This is a genomic window from Mycoplasma sp. CB776 (assembly GCF_054343395.1).
Map to the genome: position 1 here is coordinate 1 of NZ_JBTGVD010000007.1, position 26,997 is coordinate 26,997.

Sequence of the window (26,997 nt, forward strand, 5' to 3'; positions counted from 1 at the left end):
AGAAAAACTTTTAAATATTAAATCTTCAAGAGTTAGAAAAATACTTTTAAATATGATTAACAGTCATAAATTAGAATCTGTTGGAGAAAATAAAAACAGGAAATATAAACTAAAAAATAAAAAGCATAATAAAGATCTTAAGAATGTTAAAAATGATGCTAATAAAGAAAATAAAAATTTAGATCAGGAACTTATTGTTTTAAATTTTGCAAAACAACAAGAAGAATTTAAATCTAAAGATATAGAAAAACTTTTAAATATTAAATCTTCAAGAGTTAGAAAAATACTTTTAAATATGGTTAAAAATAATAAGTTAATATCTATTGGAGAAAATAAAAATAGAAAATATAAACTTAATAAATAATAAGATTAACAAGCAAAAATAATCATTTATTTTTTCTAAATTAATATAGAAATTGATAAATTTATTAAAAAATAATAAAAAAATTCAAGTTTTCAAAAAAAATTTGGATTTTTATGAATATTTTTATTTTTAGTAATATAATTGTATTCCAAAGAAATTTTGGAAAATATTAATAAGGAGAATTATGAATTTTAACATTGAAATTAATAAAAATATATCAGAAATTAATAAAAATAATTTTGAAAATACACATAAAATTAAAAGTATTGATTATAAAAATATATTACTAAACTTGCCAGAAAAAACTAAAGTTAGGATTTTAAAACTTGCTGACAAAGTACTTAACTTAAAATATGAAGATTTTTATAAATTGTCTTTTATAAAATTTCCAAAAAGAAGTTTTGAAAGAGTTAAAGAAGAATATAAAAAAAATATTTTTTATAATGAAATTAAATCTTCCTTAAAAACAAGAGAATATTTTATTTCTACAAGAAGTAGAATTTCAGATGAAGCTACAACATTTGAAGAATTACAAAATATGTACAATATTTATAGCAAAAAACTTAAACAAGACTCTAATAGTTTAGAAAATAGAAAAAAAACATTAGAAAATATTAGTGATAAGGCTACTTGAATTGGAGCTGTTTCATTTTTGTCTCCAGTAATTAGTGGAGTTTTATCTTTTGTTTCTTTAGGAACTTTAATTGCTAATTTAGCACAAGGTGAAAATGAAAACGGAAGAAATTTAAAATATTTAAATAATTTAATTGAAGAGTATACAGATGGAAGACTTGTATTTTTAAACCATCAAACTCAAGCAAACTGAGATAGATTATTCCGTTATTATAATCAATTTTTAGAAAAAGATTTTGTAAAATATAGAAACGATTCAAACACAGAATTAAATAATTTTCTAGAATTTTTGCACAAAGATTTAATGAGATTAAAAGATATTTTAGTTGGTTATTCTAATTATTATGGAAATTATTAAAATAACAAAAAAAGAATATGTTATTTTAAAAAATGTTTTTATTTTTTTTCATATTACTTTTATATTAAGTTTGTTAATTTTATTTTTATGATTTATTATACAAAATTTAATTTTTGTAAAAAATGATTTATGGTACTATAAAATTTTATCTAAATTAATACCCATTCCAATAGTAATTTTAAATATTATAACTAAAAAAAATAAAAAATTTAATTATGAAACAGACGTAAAAATTTGAGAATTTTATTTTTGTATTCCTAATTATGATAGAGTTAAATCTACGAAGAAAATCAGTCAAGAAAAACTAAAAATAATTAAATTTATCATAACATTTTTATACATTTCTTTTACTCTATTAATTATTTTCAATATTTGTTTCAAAGTAAATATTTGAAATTTTGAAAATTTTATTTTTCTTAGTCTAACTCAAGTATTAACTTTCATTTCTTTTATGTTAATTTTATATATTATATTTTTTTTAAATAGATATTTACAAATCCATGTAGGAATGGGGAGAAAAATAAAGTGAAGTGATATTTTATTTTATGTTTATAAAAAATAATTTTCTTATAAAAGATAATTTAAAAATAATTAATTTACTATTAAAATCTATTTTAAAAGTCGATATCCCTTTTATAATCCAAGGGAGTTTCAGCTTTTACTTAGATGGTTTTATAGATGTTAAACCTAATGATTTAGATATTTTATTTCCTAAAAATAATCAAAATCTTAAAGAAAAAAATACAGATTGAGAAAAAATAGAAGAGACACTTAACATAGAAAAATCATATATAAATAACGAAGTTTATAAATCTTACTTAATTAAAAAAAAATTAGCAAAATAAAATTGGAAATAATTTTGTCTAAAGAAATAAAACCAATTTATTATAAAAAACATCCAATATTAAATTTTTATTACACAAATGAAAAATATAAATTTGCTTCAAAACTTTCACAAATCTTTAAATTAACTTATTTATATGAAAAAAATATATATTTTAGAAAAAAATTGTTATTATCACTAAAATTAATAGAACAAAACTTTAATTTTATGAAAAAAACTTGCAATTTAGAATTGTGAAAATATTTTAAAGATAATATAATAAGTGATTTATATTTTCAATTACTTGGTTCTAAAATGAATTTTTATAAAAATTATGAAAAAATACTTAAGAATTTTGAAAAGTTTAAAATAGAAATTAATAATTTTCCAAATTTAAAAAAATTTTTAATATATTTAATTAAAAGAAAAAGAAATTTTTTTGAAAAAATTGAAGTTATTTTTGAATTAAGAGATTCTTTCTTTTCTGTTTTCTTAACTAAAAATAAATTAGAAAACATAGAGCAAAATTATGGATTAAATTTCTTCTTAAATAAACAAGATAAAAATATTAAAAATAAATTGGAGTTATTTCAAAATTTTATTTCTGATTCTTTTCACAAAGTAAAAATAGAAAAATATTATAAAAATGAGGTTTTATCTTTATATATAGTATTTAATTTTTATACATTAGTTTTAGATCTATTAAAAACAAAATTAAAAAATTAAAAGGAGAAAACATGGAAATCAATGTTCAACATATACAAAATTTAAATTATAAAAATGAAAGTAAAAATAAATTCGTCTATAAAGAAATGATAAATTCTTTATCAGAAAAACATAAAATAAGACTTTTAAAATTAGCAGAAAAAGTGTTAAATTTAAATTATGAGGATTTTTACAAACTTTCAGGCTTAAAATTTCCTAAAAGAAGTTTTGAAAGAATTAAAGAAGAATATAAAAAAAGCATTTTTTACAATGAAATAAAATCTTCTTTAAAAACAAAAGAATATTTTATTTCTGACAGAAGTTCCTTAACTTATGAAGAAACCACATTTGAGGAACTAAAAAAAACATATGAATCTTATAAAAATAGAATTTCTAATGATAGAAATGACTATGTAACAAAAAAAGGTTGAATAATTGGTTCTCAAGTATTTATAGGTCTTCTTGGTATAACTGCAATACCTTTTACTTTTGGTGCAAGTGCTGCTGTTTCCGGTGTTGTTTCAGGAACTCTTCTCGCTGCTTCAGTAGGAACTTCTATAGCTGGATCTACTTTAACAGAGAAAGATTATACTTATATGTCTTCATATATTAAAGAATTTTTAGAAAATTATACACAACAAAGATTGGTGTACTTTGCTGATCCTTCAAAAGAAAATTTAATAGAACTTAGAAAAATTTTTCAAAGACTATGGAATCAAGAATTTATACAAAAAAGTGGTGCAGATAATGAAGAATTAAATGACTTTATTAATGCTATTAACAAAAATTTAAATGAAATAGAAAGAAAATTTTATGGTCACGGTTCACATTATGGAAACTACTAACAAAAATTTAAAATTTATAAAGATTTTCTTTCTTTTTTTGAATGTTTTATTTTTTAGTTTTATTATAGTATTAATAATTGGATTTTCGGTTTATAATTTATTTTTTGATTTACAAAGATTTAATTTTTACTTAACAATATCATTAGTGATTGGGGGTTTTATTATAGGAAGTTTGTTACTTATTTCAAAAAATTATTTTAGTAAAAATAATCCTCCAAAAGAAGCAAAACTTTGAGAACTTTATATTTGCTTTACTAATAAAGAAAGAATGGAAAATTCTAAAATAATGACTGAAAAACAAATTAGAAATTTTAAAAAAATAATGATAGTAAATTTTTTATGTATTATTCTTTTATTTTTAAGTGCAAGTGCTCTTAACTTTGCAAATATTTATTTAAAAAGTTCTAATGTAGCAATTATTTTATTTTCTTTAGCCGTTATTCTTCTGTTGCTTGTATATTTAGATAATTTATTTAAAAAACATCTTCAAATTCACGTAGGAATGGATAGAGAAAAAAGAAAAACAGATTTTCTATTTTATGTATTTACCAAGGAAAATTAATAAAATACAATGATTTGAAATTTTACTATTAATTCAAAATCAACACCTAAAATAGAATACAAATTAAATATTATTCCAGAATTAAAAAATGAAAAAAATATAAAAAAATTTATTAATAATTTAACAAATGAAGGAAAAAATGAGTTACTAAAATTAAAAGAAGATATTCTGAGTTTAAAATATGAAGATATTTTTTCAAATACAAAGGAAAAATATAGAAAAAATGATTTATATAAAAATTTTAAAAATTATTTCAATTTATCAGAATTTTCTTCTGATCAAGATACTAGTAATAAAGCAAAAAGTTCTTTGAAAGAAGTTACTGAAACTTTTAATAAATTAATTGATAGTTTAAATCATGAATCTAAAAAGAATAATAATATTAAAAATTTAATTTTTCATATAGTTATATTTCAGATTTTTGTTGTTTCTACTTTAATACCTTTTTTACCTAATAAAAAAATATTTTTCTCACTTTTTATTTCTTTATTATCTATCTGAACATTTTCAAATATTTTTTCTAATTTAAGTTTTTTCCAACCTGATAATACAAATCAAATTAGATATTCCAACAATTTTTATGAAGAATATACAGATCGAACCGAAACTTTCTTTAATAATCCAAGTAAAGAAAATTTTAATAGATTACAATATACATTTGAACACTTAAAAAACACAGTTAAAGGACCAGAACAACAAGAAGAAACAAATGATTTTTTATTAGCAGTTAAAAAACATTTAGAATTCATTAAAACTCAAATTCCAAATAATAATCAATAAAATACTTATTTATAAAATTATTGACTTATAACAAAAATATGCTATAATGTTAATAATTCTTCATTGATATGAAGGATTATCGAAACTAAATGTTTCAGTACGATAATATTTCCGATGCAGAAAGCATTATTTCATAGGTTAATATGTTAAGAAGGGTGAGCCGTTCTTAATTTTTTGTTATTTTCCTATATAATATAAACTATGGAAAAAATAATAAATTGAGATCAATATTTTATGGCATTAACAAAATTGAGTGCTTTACGTTCAAAAGATCCAAATACTAAAGTTGGAGCTTGTATTATAAATCAAAGAAAAAGAGTTATAGGATTAGGTTATAATGGAATGCCTTCTGGAAATGACGATGACTTCCCTTGACAAAGAGAAGGTGAAAACGCTAAAGAAACTAAATATGCATATGTAGTACATGCAGAAATTAATGCGATTTTAAATTCAATTACTTCTTTAGAAAATTCTATTTTATATACTTCCTTATTCCCTTGCTCTAATTGTGCAAAAACAATAGTACAATCAGGAATAAAAGAAGTTGTTTATTTTCAAGATAAATATCATGATACTGAAGATGCTTGAATTGCAAGAAAAATATTTAAAGATTCTTTTGTAAAAACAAGAAAACTTGAAGAAAGCAAAATAACTTTACAACTATAATTTTACTTTTATAAAGGAAAAACCAGTGTATTTATAAAAAATAGTAGGTAAATTTTACCTACTTTATTTTTATAGTCGTTATTTTTTATCTTTGTTATTTTTTTTGTTTTTAAATTTTCTAAATCATTTATCGAATCAAACTTCTCTTTTTAATTCTTCTTTAATTTCTTCTTTTTGTTTTCTTTTTAGATTAACATAAGCAATTTTTTCAGCTTCATGAAGATTATCAACATCTGTGTTCTTAATAACTTCTCTAATTTCATCTTCAATAATAATTTCTGTATCAATTGTTCCGTATTTACCTGCTTTAAATTTAACAATAGCTCAATAAGATACAGGTAAAATAATTGCTCCAGAGAATCAGTTACCTACTAAAGCAGGTAATGCATTTACAAAGAAAGCTTTTAGTGTTCAATCAATATTGTAAGCTGATAATTTATGAGCTGAATTTATATTAATTATGTTATATAAAGTATCTTTAAATCCTTTTACACCATCTGCATTAACATTTATAATGTGGGCTAAGACATAATCTTTTGTAATAACTCCGTTATTTATAGCATTATGAGCTCAATCTAAAATAACTTGTTCATTTCCATTTTTAAAATATTGAACATATTCAATATCGCTAAATAATCACCCAAATGAAAAAATAATTAAGTTAGCAATAACATGGTGAAATCCTGTTATTGTAAATAATCAAATAAAGAAGAAAATTATGAAAATTTTTCCAATTGCCCCTCTTGTTGCTAAAGTTGATCAAACAGTTCCAGCAACAATTAAGTTTGAAAACATTGAAGAAAACAGAATTTCTCATCAATAACTTGAAACTTTTTTAGTTATTAAATATTCTATAACTCTTAGTTGTTCTGCTTTGAAAGCTGCAGCACCTCTTAAAATTGCTGCAGAAATTAAAGCTCCAACTAAATTTCCAAGAAAAACAATTCCTAAATTTCTAAAAACCTTGTATAAACGTGCTTTTTTATCAAATACAGCAAGCATTGCTAATGTATCTGAAGTGAAAAGCGAACCACCAAGAATTGTAATCATCATCAAACCAACTGGGAAAATTAATGAAGCAACAAATAAAGCTGGGCCAGATAAGTGAAATTCACCTGTTTGTTTTAATTCATCATTACCATATCATGACAAAATATAAACATAAGCTACATAAGCTATTGCAACATAAACTGATGCTAAAATCCCCATTAAAAAGATTTTTCATCACACAAGTTTAGTCTTTTGATAACCATAATCCATTGCATTGGTAAAGTTACTCTTATAATCGTGCATATTTCCTCGTTTTTTTTAAAATTTTACCTTAATTAATAAAATTTATGTTATTATTATAATACTAATTTAATATATTTAAACAAAATTAGAATACGAAAATATGGGAACAAAGTTCCTATGTGAAAGGAAATATGAAAAAAGATATCCATCCTACATATCAAACTGTAAAAGCAGTATGTTCAACTTGTTCAACTGAATTTACTTTTGGTTCAACAGTAAATAAAATTTCTGTTGATGTATGTTCTGGATGCCACTCATTCTTTACTGGAGATAAATCTCTTGCAAGAGCAACAGGAAGAATTGAAAGATTCAACAGAATGGCATCATTTGCAAAAAACCACAAAAAATAAACTAATTCAAATTAATCAATGGTTTTCCATTGATTTTTTTATTCTAAAAACGATTAAAAAGAGTATAATTTAATAATAAATTATAAGACAAAAAGAAAGAGGTAGTTATGAGTAAAGAGTATGGAGCAAGTAGTATTCAATCTCTTGAAGGATTAGAAGCTGTTAGAAAGCGTCCTGGAATGTATGTTGGTGGAACTGGAATAATTGCTTTACACCATTTAATTTGAGAAATAGTAGATAATGCAGTTGATGAATCACTTGCTGGATTTGCCAACACAATCGAAGTAACTTTAACTAAAGATGGATATGTTAAAGTTAGTGATAATGGTAGAGGAATCCCTGTGGATATCCATCCAAAACACGGAGTTTCTGCTGCAGAAGTAGTTTTAACAGTTCTTCACGCTGGTGGTAAATTCGATAGTAGTGCTTATAAAGTTTCTGGTGGTTTACACGGTGTTGGCGCTTCTGTAGTTAATGCTTTAAGTTCTAATTTAAAAGTTTGAATTAAAAGGGACCATAAAGTTTATTTCCAAGAATTTGTAAATGGTGGAAAAAAAGTTGATGACTTAAAAGTGGTTGGTGAATGTGGTGATGAAACAGGAACCACCATTATGTTTAAACCAGATTTTGAAATCATGGAACAACATGAATTCAAACTAGAAACAGTTATTGATAGAATCAAACAAACTGCCTACCTAACAAAAGGTTTAAAATTTATTGTTCAAGACGAAAGAGTGAATATTAAAAAGGAATTTCACTTTGAAGGTGGAATTATTGACTACATTTCTGAATTAACTAAAGGATATGAAAAAGTTACAGAAAAATCCATTTATGCTGAAGGTATTTTTAATTTAGGCGAAGAAAAATCAACAGACATAAATGTAGAAGTAGCACTACAATATGTAACTGAAGATAGAGAAGAAATCTTAACATATGCCAATAACATCTATAACAAAGAAGGTGGAACTCATGAAACCGGTTTATTTGACTCTTTATCTAGAATTTTAAATAATTATGCAATTGAAAATAAATTTTTAAAATCTGAAGCAGATAAATTTTCAAGAGAAGACTTAAGAGAAGGTATGTTTGTTGTAATTTCCATCAAACATAGCGATCCTATGTTTGAAGGACAAACTAAAGGTAAATTGATTAATAAAGACGTAAGACCCGCTGTAAATAAAATCTTTTCTGAAGTTTTTGAAAGATACTTAAATGAAAATCCAGGAGAAGCAAGAAAAATCATTGAAAGAAATTTACTTGCTCAAAAAGCTAGAAAAGCTGCTGCTTCTGCAAGAGAAGCAACAAAGAGAAAAAATCCTTTTGAAGTTGGATCGCTACCTGGAAAATTAGCTGATTGTTCAACAAAAAATGCTGAAATTGCTGAACTTTACATTGTGGAGGGAAACTCTGCTGGTGGTAGTGCTAAAATGGGTAGAGATCGTCACTATCAAGCTATTTTACCTTTAAGAGGAAAGGTTATTAACTCTCAAAAAACAAGTGATGAAAAAGTCTTTAAAAACGAAGAAATCCTTTCTTTAATTACCGCTTTTGGAACAGGTATTGGTCCAGAATTTAATATTAATAAACTTAGATATCACAAAATTGTTATAATGACCGACGCCGACGTTGATGGTGCTCACATTAGAACTCTTCTTTTAACTTTCTTATATAGATACTTTAGACCATTAATTGAATATGGATTTATCTACATAGCCCAGCCACCTTTATACAAAATTTCTTATAATAAAAAAGATGAATACGCTTATAATGATGCTCAAAAAGAAGAAATTTTACAAAGAATAGGTGATAGTAAATTCTCCATTCAAAGATACAAAGGACTTGGAGAAATGGATCCACAACAACTTTGAGAAACAACCATGGATCCCGCTGTAAGAAAAATGCTTCAAGTGCAAATTAAAGATGCTATGATTGCTTCACAAGTATTTGAACAACTTATGGGAGAAGAAGTTGGACCAAGACGTGAATTTATTGAAGAAAACGCTAAATTTGTTAAAAATATCGATTTATAAGAATAATTAAACAAGAACTTTGATTCTTGTTTTTTTCTTCAGTTTTGCAACCCATAAACCCAAATTCAGGAAAATAAAAAATCAAAACTGTAAGCGTTAACATAATTGAAATATGTTAAATTTATGTTATTGCTTTTTTGTTTTGATTTTATTTTTTTATAAATATTTTTAGTTCACTAGATAAATTTAAAATATTACAAAATCTATATAATAACTTAATTTTTGTCACATTATCAAAAGAATGAGAGATATAAAAATTGTCAATTAATTTTGCATAGAGTCGTTTTGGTTGTGAGTGTTTAACTTTATCTGTAGAGAGACTAGCTAAATTTAATCATTCATTTTGTTTTTGGTTTATTAATTCTAAGTGGTTTTCTGTTATATTCTTATATATTTTATTAAGCAAAATGCTTAAATGCTTTTCAAAAATAAATTTTGTATTTTTAAAAATAATGTATTTTACTTTATCATCTCTTACTTGATCATTATTAATTTTTTTAAAATTGTTTTCATTAATCATAAATAATTCATGAGAGTTATCATAAGTTTTGACATCTTTAGATTCTTTATTAATACTTTCTTGTTTGTTTTTATTATGAAACATGTGCTTAGATACTATTTTTTCAAATTTTTCATCTTTTTCTATTTGTAATTCTAGTAAATTATCTAAATTTAGAACTTGCAATAGTTTAAACAATTGTTTCATTCTTCTTTCTTTATCGCCTTCTAAAGATATAAATAAATTTGTTCCCGGAACAGAAGAATATTTATATTTATTTCCTTCTTTTTTCTCTGCAAATGAAAAGTTTTTAATAAGCGAAATCTCTTTTTGTTTGTTATTTATTTCATTAATAAAATTTTCAAATAAATAATTATAAATTTTGTGAATCACTAAATAAAATTTATTTTTTTGCATATCAAAACATTCATTATTAAAGTAAATAAATTTTATTTTGTCTTTTTCTATCGTTTTGTTTTCAACACTTTTAAAATTTAAATTATTAATTATTGAAAAATTATTATTAATTTTATTAGTTAATATCACTTTGCTTTCTTTTATCTCTAAATCATTATTTGGTAACTCATCAAGAAATTTTATTTTGTTTTCCAAATTTAAAATTTGTGCAAATTTGAAAAGATACATCATCTTAATTTCATTAGAAGCATGAAGATGGAAATATAAACCGGTTTTATTTAATAAATGATATTGGTAGGAATTTGTTTTTTTTTCTTTGTTTTTTAGAAAATTTCCTAATTTTAAAATCGACTCTTGTTTTTGGATAATTAAATCAAAATAATTATCTGCTATATCTTGATAAATTTTTTCAATATTTTCTTTCGCTTTTTTGTTAGTTAAGTCATATGTTTTATTTTCAAAAACAATATATTTAGTTTTTGAAAAGTCATTTAAACTAATTTTATTTTTTAATTTTGTATAAGAATGAGTTGAAGGTAAATCATCATTCTCTATAACTTTTTTCTGTATTTTTTCCGTATTTTCTATATTTTTACTTCTTGCTTCAACTTTTTCTCCACCAATCAATTGAGAATATTTATATTTGTTTTTAAAGTTTTTTTCAAAAATAAAAATTGTTCTTTTTTCTATTTCTTCTTGATTTCATATATCTACTTCTTTAAAATATTTATTTAGTTTAAAATCAGAAGTAATATAACTTTGTTTTTTCTCTTTAAAATTTAAATTACCTAACGAAGCATTTGTTTTATCATTAAGAAGTGTTAAATTACCAATTGTATGTAAATAATTACTTCTTATGTTTTCGATTTCTGAACTTTCCAAACCTTCATTATCCGAACTTAAATTTTGTGCAAAAATGTGTTCAATTTGGTAATTTTTATTAATGTCTTCTAATGATAAATCATAAAACAGTAAAAAGTCTGCAATTTTATTTTGTTTATTGTATAAAAAATGATTTAGTAAGGAGTTTTTTATAATTTCATCATCAATGTTAAAAATTTCTTTTTTATTTGCTTCTTCTATATAATCTTTTAAAATTGATTTAAATGAATTAAAATCTCCACTATTTTTAATTTCTCAATAAAATTTTAAAAATAAAGTTTTTCAATTAATGTTTCTTGAAAGATTAGAAATTTGAATTCTAGAAATTAAATTGTTAAAAAATTTAATAGCGTTTAGTAATTTATCTTTATCACCTTTATCTTTGTCACAAATTTCTATTAAAATTAGATAGCAAAAAAATAAAGAACCTTTGTTTTCATTTATAAGAGTTTTTAACTTAAATAATTCAATTTTTATATCTTTTGTCTTTTCTGTGCTTAATTTTCTTTCAATATTTTCATCATTTCAAATCAATCTTAAAGTTTTGAAATTTTCATAATAATCAATGATCATTTTTTCTTTTGTTTTGTAATCTTGTTTATTGTCTCTTCATCAACTTTCAAATTTTTCATAAACATTGAATTTTTCATCTGCTTTTGAATCTGAATAATGTTCTGTATTTGCAAAATTTAAGTGGTTAACAAAAAGATAAAAGAATCTATCTAAAACATTATTATCTATTTTAGAATCATTAAAAATATCTTCAAAAATTTGACTATCTGGAAGGTTAGAGTAAATAATATTTTTAATTAATTCATAATCCCTTAACTTAATACCAATATAATTTTGTTCTCTATATCATTCAATTGCTTCTTCTTTGGTTTCAACTATTAAAACAACAATATTAAAATTTTTTTCGTCATTTTGGTTTGCTTTGTGAAATTTTTCTATTAAATTATAAAGTTTGTTCTCTTCTTTAAATTCTTCTCTTAAAAGTTTTAAAAAATAATTATAAATACTGTAAAATGGTTCATATTCCCTTGGTGACTCTTTTGCTAAAGTAGTGATTCTATCTCATGTATTTTCCGGTTTTTTTATTTTATCAAAAAAGGAATTTGAATTTTTGTTTTCAAATTTTATATCTAATTTTAAAACTTTATTTTGAATGGCTACTTTGTTTTCTTCTCATTTTCCCTTTAATAAATTAACTTTTATTTCATCTTCTTTTTCTAAGAAAAAATCATGTAAAGATTTTAAAAAAATAAAAGTAGTCAAGAATCTTTGTTGCCCATCAATGATATTTATTTTATCTTTTTGTGGATTTTCCCTTAAAACTACAAAAGTTCCAAAATATAAATCATTATTTTCAGTTGTGTTATTATTTTCTTCTTTGTAAAAATTAATAAATTTTTTAATAAAATTACTTGCTTCTCTTTCGTTTCAAACAAATTTTCTTTGAAATCTTGGAATTATTATTTCTTTTATTTTATTGTCTTTCTTGTTGTCTTTGGACAAAAAGAACAAATCTTTAAATATATCTGATATTAATGGTTTCATTTTTCCTACTTTGCTATTCTATTATTTAAATTATAATATAAAATTACATAAAAAGCCCTTTAATAGAGAAAATAAAGGTTTTTTCCATATATATTATTTACATTATAATAATAAATGGCCTATTATTTAAAAAATTAAATATGTAATATATCAATTGTTAAAAATAAAAAAAGCAGTATTAACTGCTTTACATTAAAATGAAAGGCAAAGAAATGATAAATAAAATAAGAAAGCAAACAAGACCAATAAAAATATTTAGGTAACTTTTTTCTTTATTGTCTTGTCTTAATTTTTCAATTGAAATTAATTCTTTTTCTTCCATTTGATTTTCTTTTAATATTTTATTTTCTCTTTTTATGTTTCAATTTTTTATTCCTTTAGAATAAATATCAAAAAGTCCTCATTTTATAACAAGAGCTAAAACTGTAACTCCTAATATTAAAAAAGAAATTGTAAATAAAGACTTATATCAATTCAGTTTATTAAATGTTAAAGTCATTAAGAGAAATAAAACACTAAAAGTAATAATTCAGAAAACTAAGTAAATATAATCTATTTTTCTCAGTTTTCTAATTATTTTATTTTTTCAAAAAAATTTAATTTTATTCATTTTTATTTAGTCATTTATTCAATTGATTTTTTGTTCCATAAACTTTGTGTGTTGAAGAATTATCAACTAATTCTTCTTCAATAACATTAGGGAAATTTTGTTCTTTTAAATAATCTAATTCAAAATTAGATGCTTCAAATGGTTCGTTAGCATTTGACATTTTTGGAATAGATTTAAATAAGTTGATTGTGTAAGGGTGTTTTGGATTAGAATAAATTTCTTCTGTTTTTCCTCTTTCAACTATTTTTCCAAGATGCATAATAATAATATTATCAGCAATATATTCAACCATTGATAAGTCGTGTGCAACAAAAATTAATCCAATTCCTTTTTTATCAACTAAACTTTTTAGTAAGTTAACAATTTGTGCTTGAATAGAAATATCAAGAGAAGCTATTGGTTCATCAGCAATAATAACTTTTGGTTCGCTTATTAATGCTCTTGCAATAACTATTCTTTGTCTTTGACCACCAGAAAATTCATGTGGGTAACGATAAGCAAATTGTCTTAATAAACCAACTTCTTCAAGTGCATTATAAATTGATTCATCATATAAAGTTTTCTTAACAACTTTTTTAGTTATTGTTAGATTTTGATTGTTGTTGTGTAATCCAAGTAAATAAGTAATTCTATTGTAAATTTTTCTTAATACTTTTAATTCTAAATTAAATGAATTAAGAGATGAATATTTTTCATTTACTTTTTGTTTATATGATTCTAGTTGAATTTTTACTTCGTGAGCATTTAATCCATCAGCTATTAATTTTTGGTGAATTCAAACTAAAAATCTTTTGTGAATTTCAGCAAATTTTGCATCTAATACTTTTTGTTTTTCACTTATGCTTTTTATAACTTTTTCTTGTTTGCTAATTTCAGCATTAATGTTAGTTTCTCATACTTTAAAATCTTTTTTGAAGTCTTCTAATTCGTGATTAAAAATATGTTTATTTTTCTTATGAATAGCTTGTAAAAGATTGAATTTAACTTTATCTTCTTCTAAAATATGTTTTTCTTTTGAAAGTGATTTTTTAAGTTTTTCAATTTCTGCTTTAATACCTTTAATTTTGTTTTTATATAATACTTTTTTATCTGCTGCTGTTTTTAAAAAGTGTTCTAAATCAACATTAGCAAATTCTGCAAGTAATTCTGATTTTAATTCTTTTTTAGAAGTTCAAAACTCATTATTTTCGTTAGGTATTTTTAAAAATTTATTTTCATATTTTTCTATTAAAAGTTTATTGTGATTATTAAATAATTCAACCATTTTATCAATTTCTTCGATAGATAATCAATAAAATAAATTACTTTTTAAATCACCAGATCAGGATTTATTTTTTAAAAATTCCTTTGTAAATAAATTGATAACTGCTCTTTTGTAGAAAAAAGAATAGTTTTTGTAATCTGTTGAAAGTAAAGCGTTATCTAAATTGATTAAATATTCTGATTTAAATTCATAAATATAGCTTTTTACGTAGTTTTTGGAATTAGTACACTTTTCTTTTCAAGAAGTTTGGAAATCATTTAACTCTTTTTCTTTTTGGGCAATTTGTTCCAAAATCGCTACATTTTCTCTTGAATTTTTGATTAATTCTTCTGCTTTAACTAATGCTGCTTTTGATTCTCTTAATGCTTTTTCATCATAGCTCAATTCACCATTTCTATATTCTTTTTGTTTTTCGAAATAGAAATTACTTAAATTAGTAACTCCTTTATACATAAAATTAATAGCTTTTGATTCGTGAAATTGTCTTTTTGTTAAATATGAAAAGTAAGCATTGAAAATATCTTCATATGTGTTAGATTCAAATAATTGATCAAATGAAGCAAAGTCATCAAAGTGAAATTCTCATTCTTTAAAATATTCATTAGCTTCAAAAATAGTACTATTTAAGTTATCTAATCTTTGCTCTTTGAATCTTCTTAAAAAAGTATAATGGAAGTTTGAAGTAACTTGTTGTCAATCTTTAAAAATATCCACCATTTTGTCTTTAATGATTCCATTAACTTTTAAAGGTTCTTTTAAAATAGAATAAATATTTTTTTGTCCATTTAAAGAAGCATGTGGATCTTGGAAAATCATTTGCATATTTTTTCTCATAAATTTATCTTTTGATCTTCCGATTTTTTTACCAGAAATAATTCTATTTTCTAATGTTACTTGTCCATTATATCTATCATATAATCTAATGATAGATCTACCTACAGTTGTTTTACCTGAACCTGATTCACCAATTAATCCTAAAACTTCTCCTTCAAAAAGTTTGAAATTAATTTTATCAACAGCTTTTACAATTCCGTTTTTATTGTAAAAATACTTTTTAAGATTTTTAACATCTAATATTGTTTTTTCCGTATTTTTATTCATTTTTATTAAAAACCTCTCTAAATAATTTTAATCTACTTTTTAGTTGTTCTGTTAATTCTACTTTTGGTGCATCTGGGTGTAATAATCAGGTAGCAGCAGCATGAGTTTTAGAAATCTCAATTAAAGGTGGTTCTTTTTCAAAATCAATTTCTAAAGCATAATCATTTCTTGGTGCAAAGGGATCTCCAGCTGGTAAATTAGCCATATCTGGTGGGGTTCCTTTTATGTTGTAAAGTTTTTGATTTTTGTTTTCAGGAATTGCACTAATTAAAGCTCAAGTATATGGATGTCTTGGGTCAGTGAAAATATCTTTTCTCGTTCCTCTTTCCACGACTTTTCCTGCATATAAAACATAAATGTAATCACAGAATTTAGCAATTACTGAAATGTTATGTGAAATAAAAATTAAAGAAATTTTGTATTTTGTTCTTATTTCATTAAATAAAGCTAAAACAGATGCTTGAACCGTTGGATCAAGAGCTGTTGTAGGTTCATCAGCAATAATTAAATCTGGTTGTGCTGCTACAACCATAGCAATCACAACTCTTTGTTTTTGTCCTCCACTTAAAGTATGTGGATAAACATTAAATCTACTTCTTGCTTCAGTAATTCCAAAAGATTCAAGTAAATTTACTAAGTAATCAATTTTTTCACTTTTTGATTTAAATCTAGAATCTTTTTCTAAAACATCTAGTAATTGTTTTCCAATTGTTCTAGTTGGATTTAGGGCTGTTAACGGATCTTGAGGTATATAACCTATTTTTTTACCTCTTATTTTTAATCATTCTTTATCTTTTGTAAATTTGGAAATATCAATTCCAGAAACTTCCATTTGATCACTTTTGGTATAAGCTAATTCATTTATTCCTAAAAGAGCTTTAGAAGTTACTGTTTTTCCTGAACCTGATTCACCTACTAATCCTACAATTTCTCCTCTTTTAATTTTTAAGTCCACTCCACGTACTATGTTAATAAATTTTTGTTTTTTATCTTTAAAGGAAACTCTTAAATTTTTAACTTTTAAAAGGATTTCTTCTTTATTTAAGTCTTTTTCCATATTTATTTAGCTCCTTTTTTAACAACTTTTGGATCAAGGGCATCGTGGAATCCTAATGCCACAAATCTTAGTGAAAGTGAAATAATTAATAAAATAATTGAAGGGAAAGCAAGTGCTCAAGGGTTTTGATTAATTAAACTTGCTGAACTTGTAATTAAAAGTCCTAAATTAGGTACTGAATCTGTACCTTCTTTAATAAATCCAAGGAATGCAATTCCTGCTATTGCTTGAATTCCAGCGGTAATTCTTAAAACAAAACTATTTGCTAATTTTCCGGAAATTGCAGGTAAAATATGAGCAAATATTAATCTCATTTTTGAAGCACCTATCGCTTGTGAAGCATAAATATATTCTTCGTCTTTTACTGTAATAGTAAAGGATCTAGTGGTGTCAGCAGCACCGGTTCAACCTGTTAATGATAGAATTAAAATAATTGCCGGTGTGTTAGTTCCAAAAATTCCAATTAAGATTATAAATAATACTACTCAAGGGATTGCATTAAAAATTTCAATTAATCTTAGTCCGTATGTATCTATTTTTTTTCCTACGTTAAATCCAAGAAAAGCACCGACAGATACTCCGATAATTGTTTCAATAATTGCAATTGCAAAAGCAATTCCTATTGCGTTTAATGTTCCAACTCAAGTTCTTAATCAAATATCTCTTCCGTATGAGTCAGTTCCCATAAAGGCATAAATTTTTGAATGTTCATCTCCATTTAAAGCGTTAATAACTTCATAAGGATTTAAAGTTACTAATCAAGTTTCTGGAGCGATGTTTGTTGCTTCTCCTTTTATTAGTTCAGGATTTAGCTTATGAATTTTATCTAATAACTCAGTAGATAAGGTAAAAGTAACATCTCCTTCAAAACTTGGTTTTAACTCTTTAATTAAAGAAAGAGAAGCACCAGAAATAGGTTTAGTTGTTGAAAATGGTGAAGTTAGCCAAGAAATAAATGCTGTAATAATTAATAAAATAAAGATAACTAAAGCAATAACTGCATATTTATTTGCAAAAAACCTCTTAATAACATCTAAAAGTAGTTTAGAAGGTTTTCCGGTTACAGAAGATGAAGAAATAATATCTTTATTAGCGGCAGAAAGTTTTAAAAGTTCTTTATCAGCTTTGGAAAATTTATATTTTTTCTCAAAAGCTAAACTTGAATTTTGTTTTTCCATTATTTTTTCCCTCCTTGATAACTTTTTCTTCTAACTAAATAATTTTTAAATAATAATCAATAGTTTCTAGAACTATTTGAATTAGCAATTTTAATTCTTGGATCCATTCATGCATAAGACATATCCACAAATATTAATGTAACCATCGATAATGATGTAAAGAACACAAGTGAGAACATAATAACGTTAATTTCTCCTTGTTCAGTGTAATTAACAATAATTGATGATGATCCAGGAATTCTAAAGAATTTTTCTAAAATAATACTTCCTGATAGTAAACCTATATATGAGAATAAAATAGATCCTACTAAAATAACAGATGCGTTTCTTAAAACGTGTTTTTTAAAGATATTTCACTTAGATAATCCTTTTGATTTGGCAATTAAAACTTGATTTGAAGTTAAAACTGTTACAACTTGATTTCTAACAAAAATTGTATATCCAGCCAATGATGATAAAGTAAATACAATGATTGGTGTTATTAAAGAAGCAATTGTAATATCAACAGGAACATCTCTTGGATCTTTAAATTCAAATGGTAATCCTGCTTTTGAAGTAATTAAAACAATAATAGGTGCTATAACAAAAGCTGGTAAAGCAACAAATAGTGTAACAAAAGTTGTTATTGCACTATCTATTCATTTTCCTCTATTATAAGCAGCAATTACTCCTAAAGATATACCAATAATAACACTTAATACAAACGCTGGTAATGATACAGCAATTGTTCATCTTAAAGGTTCAAAAAATAATTTTGGAATATTTTGACTATAATCACTTGTGTCTGAATAAATTATTCCTGCATTTCCTGTAAAGAAATCTTTAAATCATAAAACAAACCTTGTTACTGGATCTTTATCAAAACCATAAAATGATTTAGGATCGATTTTTAAGTTTTCATCACCTGTTGGATTTAATCTTTTTGCGGCATCTTGTAAACTTTGTTCGGTAAAAGGACTTTTACCAAATGAAGCTTGTAATAAATATACTATAAAAATAATTATAAAAAAGGTGATAATAGCTAAACCAAGCCTCTTAAAAAAGTATTTAAACATTCTATTTATCTCCTTTTCTTATAACCACATCTCCATAAGGTATATACTCAAATTCTGATAGTGGAATTTCGATATGTTTATTTCAAATTGATATTGAAGGAACGTTTGAACTTGTACTTAAATCGATTTCTGGCACATAACCAATTAAAACTCTAATTTCTTTAGCAAGTTCTACTATTTCTTTATTTGTAGCTTTTGATTCATAATTTAAGTTAAAAATAGCAGTTAATTCATTAAATTCATTTTCTGCACTTGCATCAACTCATTTGTTTAAACTATGATTAAATACTTTTTTAACTTTTTTTCCATTTTCTTCAAATTCTTGTTCTAATGTTTGATCTTTAAAGTATTTTTTAGTTGTTTGATCATAGAAAGTAACATTAGAAATGAAATTAATAACTGAGTTTTTTCCAGAAGCTTTTCTTGGTTCAAATTTTTTCTCATATTTATTTGTTGTTTTATTTAATACTCATTTGTATTTTTGTGATCAAACTGGTTTTTTATTTAATCCTTCACCAGTAAATACATATACTTTTTCTTTTTTATCATTTAATTTTGGAACAGCATTTCCATCTTTATCAACTTCTTTTGGAGTTCCATCTGCATTTTTTTCATATTCATATTCGTATTGAATATCTTCATAATTAGCATCATATGCATTTGTTGCTTTTATTCATTCTGAAAAAGGTAATCATGCTTGTTTTTTATCTGGATAAGCTAATCTTTCTTTTTCAAATTCTGTTTTAAAAGCATCTGCATATTTTTTGAATTCTGGGAAAGATTTAACGTAAGGACTATCACTTGGTAATTCAGCAAAATGAGCGATTGCTAAATAAAGTGGACTTCCATTTAGTTGTCCGGAACCATCAATAAAGGTTCCGGAACCATCATAGTCAGCACTTCAACCTACTATTTGTGAATTTCCTAAACCTAAGATTAAAACATTTCAAACATCTTCTGATTTAAATTCTGCTTGTGAATTGATTTTTAATCTATTGTCTAATTTATTCATCATATCAATTACAGAATCAAGTGAAGCGATTTTAGATGAACTTTCATTTCTATATCTATTAGAAATTGAAAACTCAATTTTATCTTTACTTGCATCTAAATGATTTTCTGCATAGAAATCATCAAGTATTTTTTTCAATTCAGCTTTTAAAACTTCAATTCTTGGTGCTTCATATTGTTTGTTTTTATCTTGTAAATTATCTAAATATTGTTTTCTTTGCTCTTCAATAGTTTTTGTATAAAATATTTCTCCACTTTCATTTATAGAAAAAGTTGTGTTGATATCGTCATAAAAGTCTCTTGCTGTTTTTCCATCTAACTCACTTCCACCTAAATGATTGTCTGGACCAATCATTGAAAGTCAAGGAATTGCAGTTTTAGAGTTATCTTTTATGTATGTATAACTATTTCATAAAGCATCGATAATTGTTCTAAATGCAAAGGATTTTCCTGTAAATAATGTCTTTCCAAGCTCTGCTTTTCCTTTTGCTAATTCTTCAATAGAACTACCAAAAGCTAATTTAGCATAGTTATCATTGAAGTAGTATTTTTTATCAGCTTGACCACCATTAAAGTTTGTTCCTTTTTCAAGTAAATCTCTGGCACCTGGAATTACGTCTTTAGATAAACTTCCTTTATAAAGCCCTTTATCAGGTGTTTTTCTAAAATGAATTTGTGATAAATCTTTATAAATTATTGATTTATTTGCATCTGATAAACTAGAATATGGAAGAATTGAAACTGTTCCTTCTAAGTAATTATTAAATTGAGCACTATTAAATTGAACTGAATCTGGATATAAATTATATCTTGATGTTATTTTTTTAACTGAAGTTGCCTCTTTTTCTTTTCAACCTGTCTCTGCATAATAATCATTTCTTATATAAACTGTTCTATCGTTTGATAAATAAAAAGGTAAATATGGTGAAGCATATAATTGATCTTCATCATATTGTTTTCCATATCAGTAATATGCATATTTAAATGCATCACCTGTTTCACCAAATTCTCCTTCGTGTTTTCCAGTAATATCAAAAATTTGTTTGTTTCTATCGTCGATAAATTTATGTGATACAGGACTAAAATAAGTAGAATCTAATAATAATTTTTTAAATAATTCATTAAAATTAGCCTCTTTATTTTCAATTTTTAAAAATGTTAGTCCTTTTTCATTTGTATCTTTAATATCAGTAATAAATGTTTCTGATTTTGAGAAGTTATCTTTCTGAATTCCAAAAACTTTAAAGAGATAATCATTTGAAACGTGGTTTGTACTATCAAAACTACTTGATGAACCTAATGAATATTTTCTAATAATATCATCATCTATTTTTTTAGAACCACCATGACTTGCTCTATAGTCACCACCATAAAGCATTTTTCTGTTTCAACCGTAAACAAAATCTTCTAATTCAACATTATATTGACTTTTTTGTCCATTACTTTTAACTCAAGGAATATCTTTTTTAATAGTTAATTGAATTTTAGATGCCTTACTTAATTTATTTAAAAAGTTTAAACTGTTTATTGATTTTGGATCATCTGAAGTTAATTTAACTAAAGCAGAAGTTATTTCTTCTCCTTCATTAAACATTCCTTTTTCGTGTTTATCATTATCAAAAACGCTTATTGTTCCATCTAAATCTGTAACATAAATTTTATCTACTAATATTAAACTATATCATTGATAAGTAGGTTTCTTGATTTTATAAACACCTTCTTCAAATTTATTTCCATTATTAGGTTTTACATTTTCGAATTCTGCTTGCCCTGAACTAACTGTGGCAAAAAGATTTGCTGTTGTAAAGTAACTTGCAGGTGTAGAAGGAGAACCTAATACAACACTAAAATCTTGATCGAATTTTTTATAACCTGAAGTTGCTAAATTTACAATTGAACTAATTTCTTGTCTTTTATAATGTGGTTCAATTGTAGAACAAGATACAACAGTTGCTGATGTTCCAATTAAAACTGCAGGAACAGAAAAACCGATCAATAGTTTTCTTTTTTTCATACCTTTCCTTTCTTACTGTAAATTCAAATATTTTAAAATAAAAACTCTTATAAAAACTAGTTTTTTCTAATTTCTATAAGAGTATATTTATTTTATTAATATTAAAATTTTTATTATATCTCAAAGAAATTAAAGAAAAAATCATTGTTTTTAATCATCTTTGTAACAATGTTTTTATTAAAAATACGTTTAATAACAATGATATTCATTTTTCTCCTCTTTTTTGATTTAACTTTAATATTATACATTTTTTTCAAAAAAGTTTTATTTTTTTCAAAATTATTCATACTAAATTTCAAAAATAGTAGTTTTTATTTAATTTTATCTTTGAATTTTTTCATTAATTCATCTATATTTAATTCTTCTAATTTTTTTAATTTTTCTTCTGCTCTTTTAATTCTTTCTGCTTCAGTCATCTCTGTTTTAACGGCGTTTGTTTGAACTTTATTAGTTTCTTTGTCTGAAGCAATTTCCTTTGTATTATTAGTTGATTTTTCTTTTTTTATAAAGGATTTTCCCTTTTCTTTGGAAATAGGAACTTCTTTTTTTGTCTCTGTATATTGGTTTCTTTTAGTGTTTTCTCCAATAATATTAGCATTTATTTTTGCAACATAAAAAGCGTTTTTATTTTTGCTATTTGTAAACCCTTCTTCTGGTGTTGAATAATTTAAGGAATTAAAATTAAAAATCGAAACATTATTATCTAAGTCAAAAACATAAATTGCTGTATTTTTTTGAATAACTACTGAATCAAGTACATCAAATTTGGAAACTTTGTTTTGAGAAAAAATCATTTTTCCTTGAGTTGTTTTATTACTAAAAGGAACGTTTTTAGCATTGATTTTTTTGTATTGGGATTTTTTGGTAAATAAAAGGACATCATCTTCTTGATCTACTAAAACAAATGATGAAACTATTGAATCTTTAGGTAAAGAAATAAGTTTTACTCCAGAAGAATTGGTGTTATAAATAGGAATATCTATTTCGCTGTATTTTACTGCTTTTCCTTCACTAGAAATAATTATTATATCTTTATAATTATCACTTATTTTAGCACTGACTAAGTAGTCAATATCTTGCTTAATTTTTATAGCACAAATTGTTTTATTAAATCTTGAAACTTCAAAATCTTTCACTAAAACTCTTTTTCCTATTCCTTGAGCTGTAACCATAGTAATATAATTATTTTTTTCAAAATCTTTTACAACCACAACGCTTACTACTTTTTCGTTGTTTTTTAAAGAAACAAAACTATTTAAATGAAGTCCAAAATCTTTTCATTTTGATTCTTCAATTTTATGAACAGGTAAATAAATATAATTTCCTAAGTTTGTAAAAATTAGAAGTTTATCAATAGACTCAACTTTATCTAAAAATAAAAGTGGATCTTTTTCTTTTAATAAGTAAGAATTTATTTCATTGGAATCATATGTTTTAACATTAACTTTCTTAATATAACCATCGCGAGAAATACCTACATAAAAATCTTCTTGTTTTATCAATTCTTCTTTATTTATTTCCACTTTAAATTCTTCATCAAAAATTTCTGTTTTTCTTTCTGTAGCAAATTCTTTTTTAATGTCTTTAAATATGGAAACTAAAAATTGATCAAAAGAAGATTTGTTGTTTAAAAGATCTAATGTCTTTTCAATTCTGTTTTCAAGCATATTTTTTTCATCTATATAAAGTTGTTGATCAATTCTAGAAAGTCTATAAAGTCTCATTTCAGCAATTGCTGTAGCTTGCAATTCACTAAAACCAAAGTTTTTCATAAGAGCTTCAATTACTCCTTTTTTTGAATTATCTGAATTTCTTATGATTCTAATTACTTCTTCAGTAATATCGCCAACTTTAATTAAAGCGAGAGTTATTTCTAATTTTCTTTTATCTTTTTCCAAATCAAATTTTAACTCTTTAGTTTTATAAGTTTTAACATGATTTAAATAAGCATCTAAAAGGTTATTTAAAGACATTAATTTAGGTGCATTGTTTTCAATTGCTATTGAGTTGTAAGAATAATAAACTTGCATTTCTGTTTTTAATAATAAATAATTTAAAACAGATTCTACTTTAGTATCATTTTCAATTTCGATCATAATAGAAATTCCATTTCTATCTGATTGATCTCTAACTTCTTTAATACCATTAATTTTTTTATCGATTCTAATTTCGTCAATATCTTTAATTAATTTGGACTTAACTACACCAAAAGGAATTTCGTAAATTTCTATATATTTTTTATTAATTTCTTCATTAATTCTATATTTAGAAACTAAAACGATTCTTCCTTGACCACGTTCAAAAGCATCTAAAATACCGTTTTTTCCGTATATTGTTCCACCTGTAGGAAAATCTGGTCCTTTAACAATATCTGATAATTTTCTCAATTCAATATTAGGGTTTTTTATTTTGGCAATAGCAGCATCTAAAATTTCGCCTAAATTGTGTGGTGGGATTTCTGTAGCAAAACCAGAAGCAATCCCTTTTGCTCCATTAATTAATAAATTAGGAATTAAAGAAGGCAATACTGTTGGTTCTTTTTCTGAATCATCGAAGTTTGGAGCAAAAGAAACTGTATCTTTATTAATTGATTCTAACATTAAATTAGTAATTAAACTTAATCTAGTTTCTGTATAACGCATTGCAGCGGCAGGATCATCGTCAATAGAACCTTTATTTCCGTGCATTTCCACTAAAGGAACATTCATTTTTCACTCTTGAGCCATACGGACCATAGCTTCATAAATAGATGAATCTCCGTGTGGATGGTACTTACCAATAACATCCCCTACAACCCTAGCAGATTTTTTAAAAGGTTTATCGCTTTTTAAGCCCAATTCTCACATTGAATATAAAATTCTTCTTTGAACTGGTTTTAAACCATCACGAGCATCAGGGAGAGCTCTTTGTTGAATTATATATTTAGAATATCTACCAAAACGATCTGATAAAATAGCATCTAATGATTTAGCTAAAAAATTTTCTTTATTTTTATTAAATATCATTATTTGCTCCTGTTTTATTTATATTAATTTCAAAATCGTCTTCCAATGAAAAATCTACATTTTTATTGATTCATTCTTTTCTTAATTCCACTTTATCTCCCATTAAAATAGAAACTCTTCTTTCCACAATTGCAGCATCTTCAATTGAAACTTTAATTAAAGTTCTTGTTTCAGGATTCATTGTTGTTTCTCAAAGTTGCTCTGCATTCATTTCTCCAAGTCCTTTATATCTTTGAATTTCTGAATTAGGTTTATTTTTTAATAATTCTCTTAATTCTTCATCGCTTCAAGCATAAACTACTTGATTTTTAGGTTTTCTTGTTATTTTATATAAAGGTGGTTGGGCTATATAAACCATTCCATATTCAATTAATGGTTTCATATATCTAAATAAAAAAGTTAATAATAAAATTTGAATATGTGCACCATCTGTATCAGCATCTGTCATTATTATAATTTTTCCATATTGGGCGTTTTTTATGTTAAATTCACTTCCAACACCAGCACCAATTGTGTTAATAATAGTGGCAATTTCTTCATTTTTTAAAATATCTAATAATTTAGATTTTTCTGCATTTATTACCTTACCTTTTAGTGGTAAAATAGCTTGAGTTTTTTTATCTCTTCCTAATTTAGCACTTCCACCAGCAGAGTCACCCTCAACAAGAAAAATTTCCTTTTCTTCCGGTTTTTTACTTTGTGCAGGAGTTAATTTACCTGACAAAATTTTCTTTTCACTTAAAGCATCTTTAGTTTTTCTTATTTCTGCTCTTGCTAATCTTGCTGCATTTCTTGCTTCAAAAGATTTTTTAATCTTTTCTATAATTTTTTGAGTTTCTTCTTTATTTTCATTGATTCAAAATTTTAATTCACGTGATACAACTTCTTCTACTATTGTTTTAGCTTCAGGAGTTCCCAGTTTATCTTTAGTTTGCCCTACAAATTCAAGAATTGATTCAGGAACTTTTAAAGATAAAATTAAAGTTAAACCTTCTCTTATATCACTACCATCAAAAGATGTAATTTTTCCTTTTAAAAGGTTTTTTTCCTGTGCATAATCATTAAAAACCTTTGTAAATGCAGTTTTTGCTGCTATTTCATGTGTTCCACCATCTTTGGTTTTAACATTATTTACAAACGAAATTATAGATTCAGAGTAACTATCTGTATATTGAAATCCAAACTCTACTTCTATTTTATTTTTACTATCACTAAAAGTTGCTATTTCTTTATTAATAGCAACTTTTGAGTCATTAATAAATTCAACAAAAGCTTTAATTCCGTTTTCGTGTTTAAAGGTTTCACTTTCATTTGTGTTTTCATCTACAATTTTGATTGTAATACCTTTTAATAAAAAAGATGACTCCCTTAATCTTTCACTAATTGTTTCAAAAGAAAATTTGGATTTTTTAAAAATTTCATAATCAGGAAAAAAGTGAACTTTCGTTCCTTTTTTATTGGTTTTTCCTGTAATTTTGGTTTTTGTTTTTATAAAACCACCATTATGAAATTCTGTATAGTACTCTTTCCCTTCTTTGTAAACAGAAACATTTAATCATTTAGAAAGTGCATTAACAACAGAAGAACCAACACCATGTAAACCACCAGATGTTTTATATGCTCCTTCTGAAAATTTACCTCCTGCGTGTAATTCACTAAAAACAAGTTCTACTCCTGTTAAACCACTTTCATGTTTATCAACAGGAATTCCTCTTCCATCATCTTCAACAACAATAGAACCATCTGTTTTCAAAGTTACTTCTATTTTTTTAGCAAAACCTGCTAAACATTCATCAACTGCATTATCAACAATTTCTCAAACTAAATGGTGTAAACCATTAACATCAGTAGAACCAATGTACATTCCTGGACGTTTTCTAACACCTTCAAGTCCTTTCAAGACTTTTAAACTACTAGCATCATAATTCATATTATTAT

General features: G+C 24.3%; 19 protein-coding genes and 1 pseudogene. 10 read left to right on the forward strand and 10 right to left on the reverse strand.

The window, feature by feature from the left end:
- The 8 genes and pseudogenes from ACXX86_RS01300 to ACXX86_RS01335 form a co-directional block, all read left to right on the forward strand.
- A pseudogene (locus ACXX86_RS01300) lies at nt 1–364 on the forward strand (hypothetical protein); the annotation flags it as partial.
- Between the two features lie 184 nt (nt 365–548).
- Nucleotides 549–1,355, forward strand: a complete 807-nt coding sequence (locus tag ACXX86_RS01305) for a hypothetical protein (RefSeq protein WP_458557427.1) — start codon at nt 549–551, stop codon at nt 1,353–1,355.
- A gap of 545 nt (nt 1,356–1,900) precedes the next feature.
- Nucleotides 1,901–2,200: a hypothetical protein gene (locus tag ACXX86_RS01310; protein WP_458560989.1), complete on the forward strand. Its 300-nt coding sequence runs from the start codon at nt 1,901–1,903 to the stop codon at nt 2,198–2,200.
- Between the two features lie 14 nt (nt 2,201–2,214).
- On the forward strand, nt 2,215–2,904 hold the full coding sequence (locus ACXX86_RS01315; protein WP_458560990.1) for a hypothetical protein: 690 nt from the start codon (nt 2,215–2,217) through the stop codon (nt 2,902–2,904).
- A gap of 11 nt (nt 2,905–2,915) precedes the next feature.
- Entirely contained in the window at nt 2,916–3,728 is an 813-nt protein-coding gene (locus tag ACXX86_RS01320) for a hypothetical protein (protein ID WP_458557425.1), read from the forward strand.
- Between the two features lie 145 nt (nt 3,729–3,873).
- On the forward strand, nt 3,874–4,290 hold the full coding sequence (locus tag ACXX86_RS01325; RefSeq protein ID WP_458559631.1) for a hypothetical protein: 417 nt from the start codon (nt 3,874–3,876) through the stop codon (nt 4,288–4,290).
- A gap of 9 nt (nt 4,291–4,299) precedes the next feature.
- Nucleotides 4,300–5,070 (forward strand): hypothetical protein, encoded by a 771-nt coding sequence (locus ACXX86_RS01330; protein WP_436358603.1) that lies wholly within the window; start codon nt 4,300–4,302, stop codon nt 5,068–5,070.
- A gap of 201 nt (nt 5,071–5,271) precedes the next feature.
- On the forward strand, nt 5,272–5,736 hold the full coding sequence (locus tag ACXX86_RS01335; RefSeq protein ID WP_458557423.1) for a deoxycytidylate deaminase: 465 nt from the start codon (nt 5,272–5,274) through the stop codon (nt 5,734–5,736).
- Between the two features lie 78 nt (nt 5,737–5,814).
- Here ACXX86_RS01335 and ACXX86_RS01340 read toward each other — a convergent pair whose 3' ends face one another.
- A complete protein-coding gene (locus ACXX86_RS01340) occupies nt 5,815–7,029 on the reverse strand; it encodes a formate/nitrite transporter family protein (protein ID WP_436358605.1) in 1,215 nt (404 codons plus the stop codon).
- 131 nt (nt 7,030–7,160) lie between these two features.
- Between ACXX86_RS01340 and rpmE the strand changes: the two genes are divergently transcribed.
- Together rpmE and gyrB are read left to right on the forward strand one after the other, a co-directional pair.
- Nucleotides 7,161–7,379: a 50S ribosomal protein L31 gene (gene rpmE / locus ACXX86_RS01345; protein ID WP_436358606.1), complete on the forward strand. Its 219-nt coding sequence runs from the start codon at nt 7,161–7,163 to the stop codon at nt 7,377–7,379.
- 107 nt (nt 7,380–7,486) lie between these two features.
- A complete protein-coding gene (gyrB, locus tag ACXX86_RS01350; protein ID WP_436358608.1) occupies nt 7,487–9,409 on the forward strand; it encodes a DNA topoisomerase (ATP-hydrolyzing) subunit B in 1,923 nt (640 codons plus the stop codon).
- Between the two features lie 148 nt (nt 9,410–9,557).
- Here the strand turns inward: gyrB and ACXX86_RS01355 are convergent, their stop codons facing one another.
- From ACXX86_RS01355 to parE, 9 genes are all read right to left on the reverse strand, one after another.
- A complete protein-coding gene (locus tag ACXX86_RS01355) occupies nt 9,558–12,764 on the reverse strand; it encodes a DUF262 domain-containing HNH endonuclease family protein (RefSeq protein WP_458560623.1) in 3,207 nt (1,068 codons plus the stop codon).
- Between the two features lie 187 nt (nt 12,765–12,951).
- A complete protein-coding gene (locus tag ACXX86_RS01360; protein WP_458559452.1) occupies nt 12,952–13,263 on the reverse strand; it encodes a DUF3899 domain-containing protein in 312 nt (103 codons plus the stop codon).
- 103 nt (nt 13,264–13,366) lie between these two features.
- Complete coding sequence (locus ACXX86_RS01365) at nt 13,367–15,739, reverse strand: ATP-binding cassette domain-containing protein (RefSeq protein ID WP_436358611.1); 2,373 nt, start codon at nt 15,737–15,739, stop codon at nt 13,367–13,369.
- On the reverse strand, nt 15,732–16,796 hold the full coding sequence (locus tag ACXX86_RS01370; RefSeq protein WP_436358612.1) for an ABC transporter ATP-binding protein: 1,065 nt from the start codon (nt 16,794–16,796) through the stop codon (nt 15,732–15,734). Before ACXX86_RS01370 ends, ACXX86_RS01365 begins: the two co-directional genes overlap by 8 nt.
- A 2-nt stretch (nt 16,797–16,798) precedes the next feature.
- Entirely contained in the window at nt 16,799–17,974 is a 1,176-nt protein-coding gene (locus ACXX86_RS01375; RefSeq protein ID WP_436358613.1) for an ABC transporter permease, read from the reverse strand.
- On the reverse strand, nt 17,974–19,029 hold the full coding sequence (locus ACXX86_RS01380; RefSeq protein WP_436358614.1) for an ABC transporter permease: 1,056 nt from the start codon (nt 19,027–19,029) through the stop codon (nt 17,974–17,976). The genes ACXX86_RS01375 and ACXX86_RS01380 overlap by 1 nt, the downstream gene beginning before the upstream one ends.
- 1 nt (nt 19,030) lies before the next feature.
- The gene (locus ACXX86_RS01385) at nt 19,031–22,054 is read right to left on the reverse strand and encodes an OppA family ABC transporter substrate-binding lipoprotein (protein WP_458560991.1); all 3,024 of its coding nucleotides are present in this window, start codon (nt 22,052–22,054) and stop codon (nt 19,031–19,033) included.
- Between the two features lie 311 nt (nt 22,055–22,365).
- On the reverse strand, nt 22,366–25,059 hold the full coding sequence (gene parC / locus ACXX86_RS01390; protein ID WP_436358616.1) for a DNA topoisomerase IV subunit A: 2,694 nt from the start codon (nt 25,057–25,059) through the stop codon (nt 22,366–22,368).
- Complete coding sequence (gene parE, locus ACXX86_RS01395; protein WP_458560992.1) at nt 25,049–26,989, reverse strand: DNA topoisomerase IV subunit B; 1,941 nt, start codon at nt 26,987–26,989, stop codon at nt 25,049–25,051. The genes parC and parE overlap by 11 nt, the downstream gene beginning before the upstream one ends.
- Nucleotides 26,990–26,997 lie beyond the last annotated feature (8 nt).